The sequence below is a fragment of the Cyanobacterium aponinum PCC 10605 genome (genome assembly GCF_000317675.1).
Lineage (GTDB): Bacteria > Cyanobacteriota > Cyanobacteriia > Cyanobacteriales > Cyanobacteriaceae > PCC-10605.
The window spans coordinates 3867317-3885962 of the sequence record NC_019776.1; the positions used below are offsets into that span (position 1 = coordinate 3867317).

13 protein-coding genes are annotated in these 18646 nt (G+C 33.1%); 8 read left to right on the forward strand and 5 right to left on the reverse strand.

The window, feature by feature from the left end; translation table 11 throughout:
* Positions 1–57 precede the first annotated feature (57 nt).
* The gene (locus CYAN10605_RS16180) at positions 58–1098 is read right to left on the reverse strand and encodes an NAD(P)/FAD-dependent oxidoreductase (protein ID WP_015221021.1); all 1041 of its coding nucleotides are present in this window, start codon (positions 1096–1098) and stop codon (positions 58–60) included.
* Between the two features lie 620 nt (positions 1099–1718).
* On the opposite strand from CYAN10605_RS16180, the gene CYAN10605_RS18950 reads away from it, so the two are divergent.
* Positions 1719–1865, forward strand: coding sequence for a hypothetical protein (locus CYAN10605_RS18950; RefSeq protein WP_015221022.1), 147 nt, complete (start codon positions 1719–1721; stop codon positions 1863–1865).
* 422 nt (positions 1866–2287) lie between these two features.
* On the forward strand, positions 2288–3622 hold the full coding sequence (locus CYAN10605_RS16185) for an aromatic ring-hydroxylating dioxygenase subunit alpha (protein WP_015221023.1): 1335 nt from the start codon (positions 2288–2290) through the stop codon (positions 3620–3622).
* A gap of 122 nt (positions 3623–3744) precedes the next feature.
* Here CYAN10605_RS16185 and urtE read toward each other — a convergent pair whose 3' ends face one another.
* Together urtE and urtD are read right to left on the reverse strand one after the other, a co-directional pair.
* On the reverse strand, positions 3745–4446 hold the full coding sequence (gene urtE, locus CYAN10605_RS16190) for an urea ABC transporter ATP-binding subunit UrtE (protein WP_015221024.1): 702 nt from the start codon (positions 4444–4446) through the stop codon (positions 3745–3747).
* A 61-nt stretch (positions 4447–4507) separates the two neighbouring features.
* A complete protein-coding gene (urtD, locus tag CYAN10605_RS16195; protein ID WP_015221025.1) occupies positions 4508–5626 on the reverse strand; it encodes an urea ABC transporter ATP-binding protein UrtD in 1119 nt (372 codons plus the stop codon).
* Positions 5627–5859: 233 nt separating this feature from the next.
* On the opposite strand from urtD, the gene CYAN10605_RS16200 reads away from it, so the two are divergent.
* The 5 genes from CYAN10605_RS16200 (at position 5860) to CYAN10605_RS16215 (ending at position 15507) form a co-directional block, all read left to right on the forward strand.
* On the forward strand, positions 5860–6567 hold the full coding sequence (locus CYAN10605_RS16200) for a hypothetical protein (RefSeq protein ID WP_015221026.1): 708 nt from the start codon (positions 5860–5862) through the stop codon (positions 6565–6567).
* 96 nt (positions 6568–6663) lie between these two features.
* Positions 6664–7536: a mechanosensitive ion channel family protein gene (locus tag CYAN10605_RS16205; RefSeq protein WP_015221027.1), complete on the forward strand. Its 873-nt coding sequence runs from the start codon at positions 6664–6666 to the stop codon at positions 7534–7536.
* Positions 7537–7609: 73 nt separating this feature from the next.
* On the forward strand, positions 7610–7705 hold the full coding sequence (gene petL / locus CYAN10605_RS18275; RefSeq protein WP_071880501.1) for a cytochrome b6-f complex subunit PetL: 96 nt from the start codon (positions 7610–7612) through the stop codon (positions 7703–7705).
* A gap of 253 nt (positions 7706–7958) precedes the next feature.
* Positions 7959–14135 (forward strand): translocation/assembly module TamB domain-containing protein, encoded by a 6177-nt coding sequence (locus tag CYAN10605_RS16210; RefSeq protein WP_015221028.1) that lies wholly within the window; start codon positions 7959–7961, stop codon positions 14133–14135.
* Between the two features lie 370 nt (positions 14136–14505).
* Positions 14506–15507, forward strand: a complete 1002-nt coding sequence (locus CYAN10605_RS16215) for a zinc-dependent alcohol dehydrogenase family protein (RefSeq protein WP_015221029.1) — start codon at positions 14506–14508, stop codon at positions 15505–15507.
* A 231-nt stretch (positions 15508–15738) separates the two neighbouring features.
* On the opposite strand, the gene CYAN10605_RS16220 is transcribed toward CYAN10605_RS16215, so the two are convergent.
* Together CYAN10605_RS16220 and CYAN10605_RS16225 are read right to left on the reverse strand one after the other, a co-directional pair.
* Positions 15739–16890: an NAD-dependent epimerase/dehydratase family protein gene (locus CYAN10605_RS16220; protein ID WP_015221030.1), complete on the reverse strand. Its 1152-nt coding sequence runs from the start codon at positions 16888–16890 to the stop codon at positions 15739–15741.
* Between the two features lie 160 nt (positions 16891–17050).
* Positions 17051–17893, reverse strand: coding sequence for an HvfC/BufC N-terminal domain-containing protein (locus tag CYAN10605_RS16225; RefSeq protein ID WP_015221031.1), 843 nt, complete (start codon positions 17891–17893; stop codon positions 17051–17053).
* Between the two features lie 240 nt (positions 17894–18133).
* On the opposite strand from CYAN10605_RS16225, the gene CYAN10605_RS16230 reads away from it, so the two are divergent.
* Positions 18134–18607 (forward strand): Hsp20/alpha crystallin family protein, encoded by a 474-nt coding sequence (locus CYAN10605_RS16230; RefSeq protein ID WP_041922562.1) that lies wholly within the window; start codon positions 18134–18136, stop codon positions 18605–18607.
* Positions 18608–18646: the final 39 nt, after the last annotated feature.

Sequence of the window (18646 nt, forward strand, 5' to 3'; positions counted from 1 at the left end):
GACATAGAGGGGTTTGCCCCTTGCCCTTTTATCATTCCTCAATTGAATTGAATTGAATTAAAATTCCTCTGTCGCTAACAAGTAAGCACTTAAAAAAGCTGATTCAACTTTACCCTGAAAACACCAATCCCCACAAACAGCTAATTGATTAGATTTATCTATATAGTATTTTTTAGTATTTGGTTTCTTTGGTAAGGCATAACGCCATAAATGCAAGGATTCATATAAAATTCCCTCAAAATTGTGAGATAAAACTTTTTCTACTTCTTTTTTCAATATTTCTGCCACTAAATTACGGCTATCTCCATCAGACTGTAATACTTCTTGATTAGAAGCTAAATAATTTTCTGCCCAATGAAAATTAGATTGAATAATTAAACTTAGTTGTTTTCCCCGTGCAGGTTTACTACTATTAACCCCTATCCAACCCAAAATCGGATGCTCTAATTGCAAACCGTCAAAACCAAAATCTTTTTCCTCTGCCATAACTAACATTAAACTATAGCAGGGATACATTTGCACTGATTCAATAGATGCGATTCCTCTAATCCCTGTCTCCCCCGTCTCCGTCGAGACTAAATCTATAATATTGCGATGAGTCTTAATTAAATCCCATGTTTGTATTGGCGGTGCAGTGATGATTACCCAATCATAATTTTCATAGTAGTTTGATTGTTCGTCAACTAAAATCCATTTATCTTCCTGTTGGTGTAAAGAAACAATACGAGTTTGTAAACAAATATTGATGTTTAACGCCATCTGTTTACATAAAGTATTCATACTTGTAATAGGCAAATAACGACTTTTTTCCTCAGCAACTTCCTGAAAATGACCTTCTATCCAAGAAAAAAAACGCCCTTGCCATACAGTAATTGAAGAATTATATTCTTGCAAAAACTCTTTAAACAAAGGATCTTTCACCGTAAAATATTGACAACCGTGATCTAAATAACCCCATTCTGTTCTTCTGCTAGACATCCTACCACCAACCCCACGCCCTTTATCAAAAATATCAACAGAAAACCCTTTTTTCGATAGGATTTTACCCACTGTTAATCCTGCCATTCCTGCCCCAATAACAGCAATTTTTTGTGTCATAATACCTGCTAAGTTGTGTGATATTTAAGATTGTACAAAAACTAATTCTATATTCTCAACATATTCTCATTTTGCTTTTTTAATTTATCAATCAGAATAAATTAGATAAGTATTTTTACTGATATTTATATCATGAAGTTAAAATTTATTTTGTCTTCTAAAATTCAAGGAAATATAGAAATTAGAATTAATTATTCATCTACAAATTAAATATTTTTTGAACTCTTTTGAAAATAATATACTTTATCAAAAATAGTTATTTGTGAATTATTTTGTGGCGATATTTATAGCTTATTGACAATGCTGATTTATTGTAAATCCATAAAAAATAGAATAGTTAGACCTAAAAATAAATTACCAATAATTATCAATTATCTTTTAAAGAAAATCCATAAGCTCGATCGCAACTATTCTGTAAAGTATTGCAAAAAAATACTAATTTTTATAAAGAATCAATGTCAAAATACTAATTTCATAGAATAATAAAAGGTAGAGGGACTTAGATAAAAAGATAACTAAAAACCCAGAACAATAAATAAAGAAATATTCAAACGTTATCTATAAATTTGAGTTCACAACCGTTCTCATAAAATATTCAGAAGCATGGGAGGTATAAGGTTATGAACATCATGAAAATGTTAGAAAATATGACTAAATATTTAACGGAAGGATTTGCCAGAATTTTTAGTCCTCCAGAAGAATCCCCTCCAGAAATTGGCGTACAACCTTTTGAATGCGCTCCTTATCGGGAAAAACCTTCTGCATAATCTCAAATCAAAAATTTTCGTAAATTTAAAGATGGGGCAGTCTCTCCATCTAATTTTTTGTCAATACATATTCCTTTGATTGGCGTTGCTGATTTTCGATATAATTCCTCATTTAGGTAGGGAATGGGTAATAGACAATAGTAAAAATAAATATTTTGATGTCTCAATTTTTGGCATAATTTCAGTACATTTTATACCATGATTAAGCAACGCCGTTTAATTATTTCTCTTGTTTCATAATGGGTTGTGGCAATATCTTTTAACAAAGCAACTAAATCTAAATCTTTTATTTTTTGCACAGTTTTTCTAATTTTTTAACAGGATAACAGTTATTTAATCGAGAAAAATCTTCCCTTTTCTAACATAATCAAAAATAAAGTAACATACAATAAATTAAATCAAGTTTTAACCCCATATGAGAAATGTCATCAGAATTTAATTTTTTTCAAAATTGGTATCCTATTTTTCCGTTAGAAGACTTAGAAATAAATAAACCTCAATCTTTCACTTTATTAGGACAACGCCTAGTTATTTGGAAAGGAGAAAAACAAAAAAAATTTCAGGTATTTTTAGATTTATGCCCCCATCGTTTAGCCCCTTTAAGTGAAGGACGTATTGATGAGGAAACAGGAAATTTAATGTGTAGTTATCATGGTTGGCAATTTAATGAAAAAGGAATTTGCACTTGTATCCCTCAAGCCGAAAATCAGGAATTAGTTGTCAAAAATCAACATAATTTTGCTGTTAAAGTTTTCCCTACCCGTGAGGAAAATGATTTACTTTGGGTTTGGGCTGATGCCAATACCCCCGATTTAGCAGAAAAAAAACCTCTACCTCTCTCACCGCAGATAGATAAAGAGCGAGGTTTTGTGTGGTCTTCTATGGTAAGAGATTTAGAATATGATTGGCAAACTTTCATTGAAAATGTCGCAGACCCTAGTCATGTACCTTTTGCACATCACGGACTACAAGGTAATCGAAAACAGGCTCAACCGATTGCGATCGAAATTGTCAAATCTTCAGTAAATTTAATAGAAGCTAAAGTAAGCCGTCTATTTACGACTACGATTACTTTTGAACCTCCTTCCCGTTTAGAGTATGCCATTGGTTTTGGCGATAAAGGACAACAACTAGGACTGATAACCTATTGTATTCCCATAGAACCGGGAAAGTGCAGAATTGTTGCTCAATTTGCCCGTAATTTCGCCTATAGTCTTCATAAAATTACCCCTCGATGGTGGGAGCATATAAAAACTAGAAATGCTGTACTAGATGGCGATATGATTTTATTGCACCAACAGGAGCGTTTTTTACAACAAAAATTAGCAGGAGAAAATTGGAAAAATTCCTATAAAATGCCCACAAAAGCAGATCGTTTAGTTATTGAATTTCGTCGCTGGTTTGATATTTATTGTGAGGGAAAATTACCTTGGGAAAAAGTAGGATTTTCTAATTTTGAAAATTTAAAAATAAGTGATAATCGTCAACAAATTCTCGATCGCTATTCTCAGCATACTAAGTATTGTAAAAGTTGTCGTAATGCTTTAAAAACTAACTATATTTTACAAATAGTATCGATTATTTACTTTATTTTATCACTATCTATTACCGCTATTTTACCTGATACTTATAGGATTAGTTGGGGAATTTATTTAATTATTACCGGTTTAATTTCTGTAGGTTTTTTCAGTTGGTTAAAATTTTGGTTTGAGCCTCAATTTTATTTTGTTGACTATATCCATGCAGATAGAAAATAGAATTATTCATTAAGAATTAAGAATTGGTTTCTCCCTAACACCCCAAGCTCCTATCTTCTCATTACTCCCCTAAACCTGATACCTGCCCTCATTTAATATTTTTCAACCCAACTGAGGTTAAACTATACTGCTAAAAATTCTTGGATTACTCTTTGGCTTAATTCTCTTGTTTTACCTGATGCAACTATTCCTCCTTTCTGCATAGCATAATAACGGTCTGCTTGACGAACAAAATGTAAATGTTGCTCAACTAAAAGTACAGAAATACCAGTTTCTTTAATGATTTTTTTCACTGCTGTTTCTATTTCTAAGATAATAGATGGTTGAATACCTTCTGTCGGCTCATCTAATAACAATAATTGGGGTCTTCCCATTAAAGCACGTGCGATCGCAAGTTGCTGTTGTTGTCCCCCACTTAAGTCTCCTCCCATACGATTGAGCATTGTTTTTAAAACAGGAAATAAATCAAATATTTCAGCAGGAATAACTTTTCTAACTTTGGTATTATTGGGTAAGGCTTCTAAACCTAAAAGTAAATTTTCTTTCACCGTTAAACGAGGGATAATTTCTCGCCCTTGAGGCACATATCCAATCCCTAATTTTGCTCTTTTATCTGTAGTTAATTTCTGTAAAGGTTGCTCTTTAAAAATTAAATTTCCAGTACGAGATTGTAATAATCCCATAATAGTTTTTAATAGTGTTGTTTTCCCTACCCCATTTCTCCCAATTAGACAAACCATTTCTCCGCTATTAATAGTTAAATCAACATTCCTTAAAATATGACTTTCACCGTAATAAACATTCAAATTAGATAAATTTAACATAGTTTTTATTTTAGATTATGATTCAATTGATTATAAATTAATTATTTTTGCTCCTTACTCTTTATGAATTAGTTTTTAGATTATTTATAATTGTGGCTACTCTCTCCGAAGGTAATTGCAATAAATCTAGTAATTCTTGATAAGCTAAATTTTCTAACTCATTCATCTCATGATCCTGTAAAATTTGATAGCTTAATTCTAAAACCTGTTCTTTTTCTTCATCTGTTTCTAGTAAAGGGATTAAATCAGCAAGGGGGATGTTTTCTGCTAAAAAGTTTCTTAATTCTTCTCTAAAAATATCTTCCTCTTCGGGAGATGAAGCAAATTTTTGACTTAAATTATTAATAATTAAATCCTGCTCTTTTGGGGTTAAATTAAAATCTGACCAACCTATAGTTGCCGCAATTCTTGCCCATAAAATTTGATTGTTATCAAGGGATGTTTCCTCACCTAAATAAACTTCAATTACACGAGGATTATTTTGAATTTCATTCATGTTGCCCTCACAAAGAACTGTACCTTGGTGCAATACAGTTACACGTCTGGCAATTTGTCGGACAAACTCCATGTCATGTTCTATGACGATAATAGAATGGCTTTGAGCTAAAGCAAGGAGTAAATTACCCACATTTTCCGTTTCTTCATCAGTTAAACCAGCTACAGGCTCATCTACTAATAATAAATCAGGGGATTGAGCGACTAACATACCTATTTCTAGGCGTTGTTTTTCTCCATGAGAAAGTAAAGCGGCTTGTAAATTTGCTTTTGCCGTCAAACCGATGGTTTCTAATAGACTAGCGAGACTATGTCTATCTTGTTGATTAGCTTTTTGAAAAAGAGTGGAAAAGACATTTTTATTTCTGTTAATAACTAAATCCAAATTTTCTTTTACCGTCAAATTAAGATAGACTCTAGGTGTTTGAAATTTCCTACCAACACCGAATCTAGCTATTTGATGTTCGCTCATTTTTTTGAGATTTTTTCCCTTGAAATAAACATTTCCTTCTGTTGGTTGAGTTTTTCCAGTAATAACATCCAGAAAGGTGGTTTTTCCAGCTCCATTGGGTCCTATAATTACTCTTAATTCTCCCTTCTCCATTTTAAAGTTAAGATTATTTAACGCCTTAAAACCATCAAAACTTACGCTTAAATTATCAATTTCTAATATTGTTTCATTCATTGAAGAATTATATTTAACTGTGATCTCAATATAAATAGAAACTATAATTGTTGGGAATAGTCTATTTCGGTAGTGACTGTTACAAAAATGGAGATAAGTATTGTAGCATTGAATGAAAGAAAAAATATAAATAAAAAATTCTTTTACAATCAAGCAATGTAAAAACTAATTATCACCATATTTTAGTTAGATATTTACTATAAATATAGTTTGAATTTAACATAAATTAAATCATGAAAAAACAAATTACTTTTTACTTTTATATATTTTTATTTAATATATTTAACTTAACAATTAATAATATTTATGTAGCTTATTCTTTCTCCTTATATTCAAATAATTTTATAGCTCAGGATACAGATAATTTTAATAAAATTGGAGAAGCATTAGGGGATTTAGATAATGACTCAATCCCTGAAAAAGTTGTTGTTTATGATACCAATAAGGAAACTGAATTTGGGACTCAAAGGGAAATTCATATTTTTAAAAAGACGGAAGATAGTTGGACTTTATGGGAGAAGAATACAGGGGCGGTTCTTCCTAGTAAACACGGTGGTGTTTGGGGAGATCCTTTCCAAGAAATAAATATAGAAAATGGAGCAATAAAAATTTATCATTTTGGAGGCAGTCGTTATAAATGGCAATATATACATCAATATAAATATCTTGAAAACGATTGGAAATTAATTGAAGCAACAGTTGAGTTTGGAGCTTTCTGTGATTACTATGAGACTCTTAATTATAATTTAATTACTGGAAATATTATCTATAAAAAAGAAGAAGAAAAGTGCGATCGAGCTAATAATATTAACCAAGAAAAAGAAATTGTAGAATCATTAGAATTTACTCAAAAACTAGAACAACCACCTAATATGAATGGATTTTATCCCGGAAATAATGAAATAGTCATTCCTCAGAATAATACTACTATTTACTATTAAATTTATCAATGAGTATTATGATTTATAAAATGACAGCTTATTATACCATTATATAATCGTTAAAATATAACGAAAGCAAATAAAATATTCATCATCATGATTAATAAATTTCTTAATACCGTTATTGATGCTATCAACGATTTAATTGCAGATACTATTAAAATTATACCGGGGTTAATAGGTGGCTTAATCGTTATTTTTCTTACCCGCTATATTGCCCATTGGACAGAAAATTTTGCTAATAAAATAGCAATAAAAACCATTAAAAGTAGATCCTTACAAATTTTATTTATTAAATCAATTTATATAACTACATGGGTAGTCGGTGTTTTTCTTGCCGCAATTATGTCATTTCCCGGGCTAAGTTTAGGTAATGTAATTGGTGCGTTAGGATTAGGCTCGGTTGCTATTGGTTTTGCATTTCAGGACATTTTCAAAAACTTTTTAGCAGGTATATTATTATTACTACAAGAGCCATTTAGGATAGGAGATGAGGTTGTCGTACAAGACTATCAAGGTTTTGTGGAACATATAGACATTCGCACCACCACTATCCGTACTTATCAAGGGGAAAAAATATTGATTCCCAATGCCACTATATTTACAAATTCCGTTCAGGTTAGAACTGGTTACGATAAAAGAAGAACAGATTTAGGAGTGGGTGTGGACTATAATACTTCCTTAGCTCAAGCTCAAAACTTACTATTTGATGTGATAACCAGTCTTGATGGAGTTTTAAAAGAACCTACACCAGAAATTGATTTAGTAAACTTTGGTGATAGTTCCATTGATTTTGTTGTGCGTTATTGGACTTTACCCCAACAGAAAACAGTTAGGTATATTCAAACAAAAGCTATTATTGCCATTAAAAAAGCCTTTGATAAGGCTTCTATTACTATTCCCTATCCTATTAGAACTTTATACTATTTCGATCAAGATAAATATAGCGACTATATTCCCAACCAATAACAAAAACGAACCTTAACCGTTGCTAGTTATGATAGAATATCAAATTGTCTTATAACAAATAGGAGTTTTATAAATGTCTGGAATTGTTGCTTACGCAGGATTTATCATCGCTTTTTCCGTTATTGCCTTAACTCTCTACTACGGATTAAAAGCAGTTAAATTTCTCTAAAAAACTTTTTTTTCATTCTCAAATAATTTTTTCTCATTGATTAATGAACATTACTTCGTTGATCAATGAATATTTGTACTATCTGATAAAATTTTCAAGGATAGCCCATTGTGATCTTGATAATTAGAGTTTCTCATCAATAAAGAAAATTGTCAAGAAAAAAAACAGAAAAATTGACAGTCAAAATTAAATCTTCTATCCTCAAGGTAGCGAGACTATAGCGAAAAAAAACGAGCATACTTAGAGTGAGGAAATGACAAGTCAACGCCCCCCAGAATCAGACTCAAATCAGGAGTCAACTACCATTACTCAGAAAGTCTTTTCTGTTATTAAACAACCCCGTACTCAAATGATTGCTTTAGCGACTCTTGGCACCATGGGAGTAATAGGTTATTTCGGGGGCAAATGGGTATTAACTCAATTTATTCCTGACAGATTAGAAACAGAGTTAGAAAAACAACTAGCTAGAGATGTTAATATTGGGGAGATAAATAACTTTTCTTTTTTCCATCAATTAGTTGTTAATGATATAAAAATTGCCCCCACTATTAATGATCCTAGTTTTATTAATATTTCTGCCGCTAAAATAGATTTAGATTTATGGTCATTAATTTTCCGTCAGCGTTTGCCCATACATATTATTGCTGATGACGTGGAAGGTTATGCCCAACTAGATACTTTAATTCCCCCTTCAGAAGAAGAAAAACCCTTACCTAATTCTTTTCTTTTACCTACTTTACCCATTACCGCCGAAGTTAATCTTCGTTTACAAGATACAGTTATAAAAGTTACTCCCAATGCCCAAACTCAACCAGTGGAGTTAGACAGCAGAGGAAAATTACAGTTAATTTATGATCAAGAAACTCAACCCCTTACCTATAATATAGAGACTCTTCTTAATAACAGTAGCGGATTAATTACCATTAAGGGTAAGACTCTATTAAGCAACACCCAGAGTGAAAATAAGTTAAATATTCGCAATCTTTACCTACCCGAAGTAACTGGTTTAATTCCTCAACTCCCCCTCAATCTTCAGGAAGGAAGAGTCAATGCAAATCTCAAAACTCAAACGGCTTCTTTACCCGAATATTTGGCTTCTGATATTCAAGGCAATGTAAAAATAGAAGATGTGAGAGGAAAAGTTATTCCCTCTCTAATTAGTAAGGAGGAGACGTTTGTTAATTTACCTCTGATGGCGAAAGAATTTACTGCCAACACTCAATTAACCATTACTGACTCTCAAACATTAATTATTGATAAAGCAAGACTTAACTGGGAAGAAATTAAAGCCGTTGCCCAAGGAGAAGTTAATTTAAATAATGGTTATAATCTTTCTGCTAGTATTAATCCTTTACAGTTAAGTAAATTATTTCCTCTCCTAAATATCAAATCAAATCTTGTCTTAGATGGTTTAACGGCAACCAATGTCACAGTAACAGGAGATATTGACAATCCTCAAGTTAAAGGTTATTTGAATATAAAAAATGGTTTAGTGGATAAAGTTGTCATAGATACTATTGATACTGAATTTACAGCTAATTTAGATACCCTTAACGTTAATGCAGTGAAAATTCAACCCCAAGCAGGAGGAGAGATAGTTTCTCAAGGTTCATTAAATATTAACTTACGCCCAACTATTTTTGAGGGAAAGGCTTTTTCTCTCGGCAAAATTCCTTTAAATTTTCAATTCACTGCTAATTTATTACCCACTGCCATTCTTGAAAAATATAATACCTCCCCATTGGGTATTAATTTAGGTAATTTATCGGCGAGGGGAAATCTCACAGGAAATTTAGATAATCCGTTAGGGAAACTAGCTTTTTTTCTTCCCAATATAGAAGGAGATAGTTTAGAGAATGTTAGTGTCAAGGGAGAGTTGTTAGTTAATGCCAATCAAGTAGAAATAATTAACACTGCTTTGATAACAGATAATAGTCAATTAAATATTAATGGTAATGGTAATTGGAGAAAAGATAATTGGTTAGTAAACGTCACGGGGAATAATTTTTATCTCACTCCTTTTGTTAATCAATTATGTCAAAATCTTACAGCTTGCGTTAATTCTCCCATAAATACGAATCTTCCTCTCGATGTTGTTAATTTAGATGTGAATTTGCAGGGCAACTTCTCTAATCTAAATCCCAATAATATTAATGGTAGAGGAAATATTCAGTTAGTGGTAAATAATCAGGGTAATCTCAATTTAGATACTCGATTAAGTAATGGTGATTTACAAATAACTGGTAATGGCAATGATGTGGCTTTTAATCCCTTGCTTCCTTCTCTCTCTAATAATGTCAAATTAGTCAGGGGAAATTTTCAGTTATCTACTAATATTGATGAGTTACTAACGACTAATCAAAATAACTTTAATAACCTTGCTTCTGGTTTAAACATAAATGCTGATACTCAGTTAATAATTGATGATGGAGTTGTATTGGCTAATTCTGTTGTCAATGAAAATCAAACAAAGATTAATCTCGATGTTAGTCAGCTTCCTTTAAATAATATCATTAATAACCTTCCTGCTCAAATTACATCCAGTCAAATCAGAATCAACTTAGCCACTGCGGAATTATTCCAATTAACTCAACAATCTTTTAACTCAGACACTATCACAACCTTAGATAGTTTAACCGTCAATGCTGATGTTAAGGGAGAATTTGCCGGGGGTTTACTATCAACAGAAGCCATAGTCAAAGACGGAATTTTATCTTTATCAGGGGAAACAGAAAATATAGTCTTATCTCAACTCTTACCCAATCTGAAGAATACCAATCTGAATAATATTCAAGCAGAAAATATCAGAGGAAACTTTCAACTCAAAGCCGGTGTATCAGAATTAATCACCTTCGGGAAAAACTATCTCAACAATCAAAATATATCCTTAGCCTCTCTTCGCAGTTTAAAGATTAAAGGTAATGGAAGATTAAATATAGCAGGAGGAGAAGTAAAAATATCAGGTAACTTGAGAGGGAATCAATGGCAAAGCAATATAGATACCCAAAATATTAACATCGAAAAAATTGCTTCTCAACTTTCCTTACCCTTCCTTGATAATAATGATAGTTTTAACCTTGCCTCTCTTGGTAGTCTTAACACTAGCATTAACTTAGGTGGCAATTTAACAGATTTATCTTTTAATAATCTATCTTTACCTATTACTATTCAACCAACCAACATTAATATCGGAGATAATCTTGTTACCCTTGCAGGAAATTTTCTTTTAATCAATCCTTTTACTCAACCTGATATAAATAACCTTCAACTGCAGTTAACAACAGAAGCGGATTTAGCAACTCTTCCCCTTAACAGTCTTCTTACCTCTCTGGATAATAATAGTCAAGGTATTAAATATATTCCGTCCGAAGTAAACTTAAATGGTATCGCTAAATTTAATGGCATTATTACAGCTAACAATGTCTTAACTAATCCCCTTGGTTTTAACTTAACAGGAGATTTAAGTCTCAATAACTTTGCTTTTAATCAGATAGCTTTTGAATCTTCCCTTGCAGGAAAAGTTAATGTTAATCCCCTTGAGAAAATAGCTGTTAATCTTAAAGGTAAGGAAGACATTATCGCTACCAATTTAATTAGAAAGGATTTAACTTTACCCAATCAAATAACTATTCCCTTTACTCCTTCTTCTATCACTATTAATCAAAAAGATAGATTTTTCCTAGAAGGCAATTTAGCAGAAAATAATCAATTCATCGCAACGGTAAAAAACTTATCCTTAGAAAATTTGGCTTTACAACCAGTGGCTAATTATGGCATCAAAGGCAAATTAAAAGGAGACTTCAACACCCAATTAACCCTCAACTTAAATGATTTCACCGCCGAGGGGGATATTACCATTAATAATCCTGCCATTGGGGTGGTGGAAGGAAAAGAAATTAAAGCCGATTTTAACTATCAAAATAATATCGCCCAATTGAATCAAGGAAGGTTATTATTTGCTAATACGCAATATGATTTGAGTGGCAAACTGAATCTAGTCACTCAGGAAATAGAAGGCAACGTTAACTTACGAGGAGAGATGGAAGATATTTTTTCCACTCTGAGAATAACCGATATTGCTAGTGTCTCCGCTTTATGGCAACAATTACAAAATCAAGATACCTTCTCCTCGGCGGATAATATTCCTTCTCAATCTTTAGGTAATAGTGATGATAGTATTAAAACTCAAGTTAATTTACTCACTCAAGTTGATAAACAAATCCAAACCCTAGCGAGAAAAGTTGAATCAGGAAGCATTCCCAATGATTTAGATATTCGAGGGAAATATAAAGGGGAAATTCTTATCGCAGGAAAGTTAACTAATCCCGAAATTCAATTGGATTTTGAAGGCAATCAATGGCAATGGCTACCGCAACAAAACTATCCTGTGATTCTTGATTCTTTAGGCTTGGTAATGAAACAAACCCAAGCGATGGCTATTCCTAAACTTGCTATTAATGCTAATTTTGTTAACAACAATTTGACCTTGAAACCCTTTCTCTTAAATATAGGGGGAAGTGAAGTTTCTTTTGCAGGAAATTTATCTTTAGATAGTCAAGAGGGAGAATTTAAAATTGCTAATTTGCCTGTAGATTTTATCACGGATATTATCCCTTCTCCTTTGGATGTGGATGGTTTAATTAATGTTAATGGAAAAATCGCTGGGAATCTTTTAAATCCTTCTATTATCGGTAATTTCGCTCTTAATAATGCCGCCGTTGAAGGTTCGATTTTAGCAAACCAAATTCTTGCTGATTTTCAATATCAAAACTATACTTTAAATGTGGAAAGTAGTCAACCAGAGTATTTACAGTTTAAGGCCATTTTACCTTATTATCCTTTGATGGAATTAGATAAACCTGCTTTAATTAGTTTAAATTTACGTCCAGAATCCAGAGGTTTGGTAAAGGGTTTGACTCAAGGAAAAATAGATTTGGTTGATGGAGATTTTCAAGGAAATTTAGAAATAACTACCGCTTCTTTGAATCAATTAGTAAATAATTTCAATTTTGAAAATATTGCAATTAAAGGAAATCTTAATTTTGAAAATACTCAAATTAAAACAAGTTTAATTGATGAATCAATTTTTCTGACGGGAAATATTAATTTACAAGAAAATAGAGTTATTAATGCTGATAATTTACTAGCAAAAGTTAATCAAACTGAGGTTAATATTAGCGGAAATCTACCTGTTTTTAATTCAAATAACATTCAAGGTGATAATTTAACAGTAAATATCCCTCAGCAATCTCTTAATTTAGAAGGTTTATATTCAGGAAATATTGATGCAAATATTGAAATAAATGGCACTGCTTTTTATCCTCAAATTGCTGGTTACTTAGCTTTGAATAATGGTAGTTTTACTATTCCTTCTCAAGAAAGATTATCATCCTTTAATAATAATAAAAACTCAGGTTTAATTGCTAGTAATTGGCTCAATAATAATCCTTCAAGTAATAGAGGTAGCGGTATTATTCAACCAAATTTAGATAATTTTCAACTAAAATTGGTTAACTCACAATTAGCTCAATGGGGGTTCTATCGCTTCCTTTTTGAAGGTGATGTGGATGTTAATGGGAATCCTCTTGATTTTGAAAAACTAAGGGCAAATGGAGCTATAAACGTCCGTAGAGGGACTATTTACATAGGGGGTGCAAATCCTTTACCTAATGCAGTGTCAGGGATTGGTTTTGGTGATACTACTTTCTTTTTATCTCGCACTAATGAGAATAGAATAGTATTTAATCCTAATGATAGTATTCTTAACCCCAGTATCGATATAGAAGTACAAGCCGATATAGTAGATTATTCTCGCCAATTACCTGTTACAGGTAGCAATGAAATTGCAGAGCCCATCGTTAGGGGAGGGAGAGGAGATAATATTCAAGTTGTTTTAAATATTGATGGTGAGTTGGGTCAACTGTTACCAGTATTGTCGAGTCAAGTTAATCAATTTTGCTACTTGCCTACTTCTGAAACTATCATCGGGGATAAAATTTCCTCTGAACGTTTAAAAGAAGTAGAAACTTGCGTCAATTTAGCTGTTTTAAATCAGCAAGGGGCTAATTTTAATTTATTTAATTCTCCGATTGTTTCTCTCAGTAGTACCCCCAATCGTAGTGAGGGGGAATTGATTAATTTGATTGTGGGAGGTCAATTGATTAATATTGCAGATCAGTTACAAAATTTGAGTGGAGAACAATTGTTTGAAAATGGTTTAGTACAATTTTTCTTAGTACCCATTGCTAATAATTTAAGTTTTGGGGTAAATGAAAGGGTTAGCACTTGGGGAAAACCTTTGGGCATGAAGGATTTGCGTATTTTTCCTCTAGTGGAGGGCGTTTATGAGGTGCAGGAGAAATCTAGTGTTTCTGTTTCTTATGATTATATTTATGGGGAGTTTAAAGTACGTTATCAGATGCAGTTTTAAGTTGATGTAGTTTGAGTCAAATAGACAAAATTATTCTTGGTAGGTATCAGGTTTTATTTTTCCATTTCCTCCTTTTAAGGGGCAGGGCTGTTTCAAGGTAGAGATCAAAATTTTTTACCCTTTCCCACTGGAGAGGAGAACCTATTTAACCTCAGTTGTGTTTAAGAATATCGGATAAGGTTAGGTATTAGGTTTCAGGTTGCAGGTGTTAGGAGATGGGGGGAAAGGGGGAAATGAGAATGAGTTAGAAGTTATTTATTATTCACTATTCATCTTTGCCCTTTTCATCATCACTCATAGATGGAAATTTATCTCGAACTCAGGTTATTTATAATAAATTCAGAATAGTCTTTGAGTAATAATTTAGTTTATGAAAGCAATTTTAATGACTGAAGCTGGGGGGGTGGATGTTCTGCAATTAAGGGATATTCCCACTCCACAAATCAAAAGTCCTACGGAAGTTATAGTTGAGTTGAAGGCGGCGGGGGTTAATCCTATTGATACAAAAATTAGAAAGCGTGGTAGTTTTTATCCTGAATTTTCTTCTCCTGTTTTAGGTTGTGATGGTGCAGGAATAGTTGTAGAAGTGGGCGATGGGGTGACAAGGTTTAGGAAGGGTGATGAAGTGTATTTTTGTGCTGGTGGTTTAGGGAAGCCTGAAACGGGAAATTATGCCCAATATACGGTAGTTGAGGAAGATTATGTTGCAAAAAAACCTCAATCTCTTTCTTTTGCGGAAGCGGCTTGTGCTCCTTTAGTTTTAATCACGGCTTGGGAGGCTATGTGCGATCGCATCTCTTTAGGTGCTGATGATAAAATTTTAATTCATGGTGGAGCAGGGGGAGTAGGTCATGTAGCGATTCAGTTGGCAAAATTGAGAGGAGCAGAAGTAGCCACAACGGTGAGTAATCCTGATAAAGAAAGATTAGTGAGAAAATTGGGGGCAGACTATCCTATTCTTTATAAACAAAAAGATTTTATCAATGCAATCATGGATTGGACAAAAGGAAAGGGAGTAGATGCGGCTTTTGATACGGTGGGGGGGAAAACTTTTTTTGATACTTGTCAAGCAGTGAAGGTATATGGAGATATAGTCACAATACTTGAACCAGATTGCCATAGCTCAAGTTTAAAAACAGCCCGTAATCGTAACTTAAGAATCAGTTTGGAGTTGATGCTAACTCCAGCTTTGATGAATTTACAAGAAGGGTTGAAACATCAAAGAAAAATTTTAGAACAATGTGCAGTGTGGTTTGATGAGGGGAAATTAACCATACATTTAGAACATACTTTTCCGTTGGAATCAGCGTCAGTAGCCCATCAAATGATTGAGTCTGGTTCAACCACTGGAAAAATAGCCCTGACAATTTAACCTTGGTTCACCTTAAGAATATCAAATGAGAGGAGGTTTCAGGTATCAGGGTGTTTAGGGGATAGGGGGATGAGGGGAGAGGGAGAAACAAGTAATGAATGAGTAATGAGGTGTTCAGAGTTAGAAGTTATTAATTATTCACTATTCACTATTCACTATTTATTGCCTGTTGCCTATCAGAGTTGCCTTATAAATCAAAGGTGGTGGGGAATGCCCACCTTACCATTATTTTTATCTACGCCAAGAAACTTTGGGTAATATTTGCTCCATATCTACTCTACCTTTATATTTATTAGCAAAGTTAAGTAAGGAGTCAAGAAGAGAATCAGAGAGATAATGAGGTTGTAAACCTAAATCTAAGAGTTTAGTGTTTTTAGCATTGAAATAGTGATCCTCTAATTCTACTCTGGGATTTTCTAAATTGTTAATTTCAACCTTTAAGCCTAAAGTTGCCCCTGCTTTTTGCACCATGGTGGCTAAATCTTTGATACTGAATAACTCGGTAAATTGGTTAAACACTCTAAATTGTCCAGCCTCCGCAGGATTTGCGATCGCAAGTTCCATACATCTGACAGTATCACGAATATCCAAGAAAGCACGAGTTTGTCCACCTTTACCATAAACAGTAAGAGGATGTCCGATAGCCGCTTGGATACAAAAACGGTTTAAGGCAGTACCAAAAACACCATCATAATCAAGACGGTTAATTAATAACTCATCCATGCCCGTTTCTTCGGTTAAAACCCCGTAAACTACCCCTTGGTTTAAATCAGTGGCACGAATACCCCAAATTTTACAAGCAAAATGGATATTGTGACTGTCGTGTACTTTACTTAAATGATAGAAACTACCGGGCTGTTTAGGATAAGGTAAAATATCCTTACGTCCGTTATGTTCAATTTCGATATAACCTTCTTCAATATCAATATTAGGAGTACCATATTCCCCCATCGTACCTAACTTAACGAGGTGAGAGTCGGGAAACTCCTCTTTCATGGCATAGAGAATGTTTAAAGTACCTACCACATTATTAACTTGGGTAAATACAGCGTGTTCTCTGTCAATCATTGAATAGGGGGCGCTACGTTGCTCCCCGAAATGTACGATAGACTCAGGCTCAAATTTGCGGAAAGCCTTAATTAAGAAATCATAGTTAGTAATATCACCGACAAAAAGCTCAATTTTTTTACCAGTTAATTCATACCAACGATTAATTCTTTTTTGAATAGAGGCAATGGGAGTTAAAGTATTTACACCTAATTTATCATCCCAGTGACGACGGGCTAAATTGTCTAAAATAGCAACATCATAACCTTTATTAGAGAGATGAAGGGCCGTTGCCCAACCGCAATAACCATCTCCGCCTATTACTAATGCTTTCATTGTGACTATTTTTCTTGTTATTATCTCAACATATTTAGGTTAATGTACCAAATTATTGACACAAAAAAGATCATTTAATTAAGATTTTTATTAACCTTTGCCCCTTGCCCCTTGCCCATTGCCCTTTTAACTTTGCCTTTTGCCTCTTGCCCTTTTAAGTTTATTGATAACTCATGGGGTCAAATAGAGATACTATCCAACCTAATTTTATCGCTTCTGAGATGCGATCGAGGGTTTCTTCTCGACTAAAACCAAAATGGGTTTCTTCCTGAAGAATAGCAGTAACGCTTAAGTGTCCATTACAACTTCTTAACAAACGGGCTTCATCTTCGCTAATAGTTCTTATTTCCACTTGATTATCAGGTTTGCGCCAAATCAAATAAGGCTTTCTTTCTCCTGCAATGAGGTGTCTGGGTTCAATGGGGCATTTATGGGCTTTGGTGAGGGGAACTAAGCAATAACAGGAAAAGGGAATGCGAGTACCATGTTCTAATTTGGGGCGATAACCATGAAGTTTTTTTACTCGGAGACGGTGTAATAATTCCTCTGGATTATTTTTTCTTAAAGTAGGGGCTGTTTCTGCCCTTCTTAGTCGCCATTCGGTGAGAGCAACATCAATTAATAGTCTTGACCAATCAATAGTTTGTTCTTCTATAGTAGGTATCAAAGGCTCGAAAAATTCTGGTTTAACTACGGTGAGATAATCCATAAAACTATTGGCATAGTCTAAAACGGTGACATTATCACAATGACTATGAAGGTAAAAATCATCGACGAAGCGATCAAATAATTCTGATCCCATAATCGCTTCACAGGCAGGAAATATCTCATGAAAAGGTGCGATCGTTCTCGTTCTAGCCCTATTTAAGTATAAGTCTAAAACCTCTTCTGTGTTTCTTTGATGAGCGGGAATAATAATACTTTCTAACCAAGGAGAATTTTTGTCTGTTCTCAAACTTTTGAGAAATTGCTGTTCTAGCTTTAAAAGGGTGGGTGATTTCATGAAATTTTAGGAATATTAACCAATGTAAAGAAGAATGGATATTTTATAGACCAAGTTTATCATATGGATTTGCAAGAAAATAATTAAGCAATGATTAAAATCAGGGAAAATACGGAAAACAATACCTAGATATTTTCGGTTTTCTCTCCCTATTAAATAAGAAGGATATGACAAGATAAAAATAACAATTTAAAATTAAATAAATATCAATTGAAACAGAATTTGTTAGGAGGTAAAAGTATGGCTATTGTTCGTTTTAATCCTTTGTATGAAATTAATAGCTTACATCGTCAAATGAATCGACTACTAGATGAAATAACTGCATGGGATGATACTTCTAATTCATTTCTCAAACCTGCAGTAGAATTGTTAGATAATGACAATAGTTTAATGCTTAAAGTTTTAGTACCCGGAATTGACAAAAAAGATCTTGATGTCAGTGTTACCCGTGATAGTGTGAAGGTAAGTGGTGAATACCATCGTCAACAAGAAAATAAAGATACTGGTTACTACATTTCTGAGTTTAATTACGGTAAATTTGAACGCACAATTAATTTACCATTACCGATCAAAAATGACCAAGTAAAAGCAGAATATAATGACGGTGTCTTAACGTTAATTTTACCAAAACTTGAAGACGAGAAAAATAAGGTATTTAAAGTTAGTTTAGGAGCAGAGGAAAAACCAGCTTTAGAATCAGAAAGTAATGGCTAATATTATTCTAAAAAAGGTTTAATGCTTACTAAATAAATA

Coding starts and splice junctions, on each gene's coding strand:
- CYAN10605_RS16180 (WP_015221021.1), bottom strand. CDS start 1,098: ATGACACAAAAAATTGCTGTTATTGGGGCAGGAATGGCAGGATTAACA.
- CYAN10605_RS18950 (WP_015221022.1), top strand. CDS start 1,719: ATGAACATCATGAAAATGTTAGAAAATATGACTAAATATTTAACGGAA.
- petL (WP_071880501.1), top strand. CDS start 7,610: ATGTCTGGAATTGTTGCTTACGCAGGATTTATCATCGCTTTTTCCGTT.
- urtD (WP_015221025.1), bottom strand. CDS start 5,626: ATGAATGAAACAATATTAGAAATTGATAATTTAAGCGTAAGTTTTGAT.
- CYAN10605_RS16220 (WP_015221030.1), bottom strand. CDS start 16,890: ATGAAAGCATTAGTAATAGGCGGAGATGGTTATTGCGGTTGGGCAACG.
- CYAN10605_RS16200 (WP_015221026.1), top strand. CDS start 5,860: ATGAAAAAACAAATTACTTTTTACTTTTATATATTTTTATTTAATATA.
- CYAN10605_RS16230 (WP_041922562.1), top strand. CDS start 18,134: ATGGCTATTGTTCGTTTTAATCCTTTGTATGAAATTAATAGCTTACAT.
- CYAN10605_RS16210 (WP_015221028.1), top strand. CDS start 7,959: ATGACAAGTCAACGCCCCCCAGAATCAGACTCAAATCAGGAGTCAACT.
- urtE (WP_015221024.1), bottom strand. CDS start 4,446: ATGTTAAATTTATCTAATTTGAATGTTTATTACGGTGAAAGTCATATT.
- CYAN10605_RS16205 (WP_015221027.1), top strand. CDS start 6,664: ATGATTAATAAATTTCTTAATACCGTTATTGATGCTATCAACGATTTA.
- CYAN10605_RS16225 (WP_015221031.1), bottom strand. CDS start 17,893: ATGAAATCACCCACCCTTTTAAAGCTAGAACAGCAATTTCTCAAAAGT.
- CYAN10605_RS16215 (WP_015221029.1), top strand. CDS start 14,506: ATGAAAGCAATTTTAATGACTGAAGCTGGGGGGGTGGATGTTCTGCAA.
- CYAN10605_RS16185 (WP_015221023.1), top strand. CDS start 2,288: ATGTCATCAGAATTTAATTTTTTTCAAAATTGGTATCCTATTTTTCCG.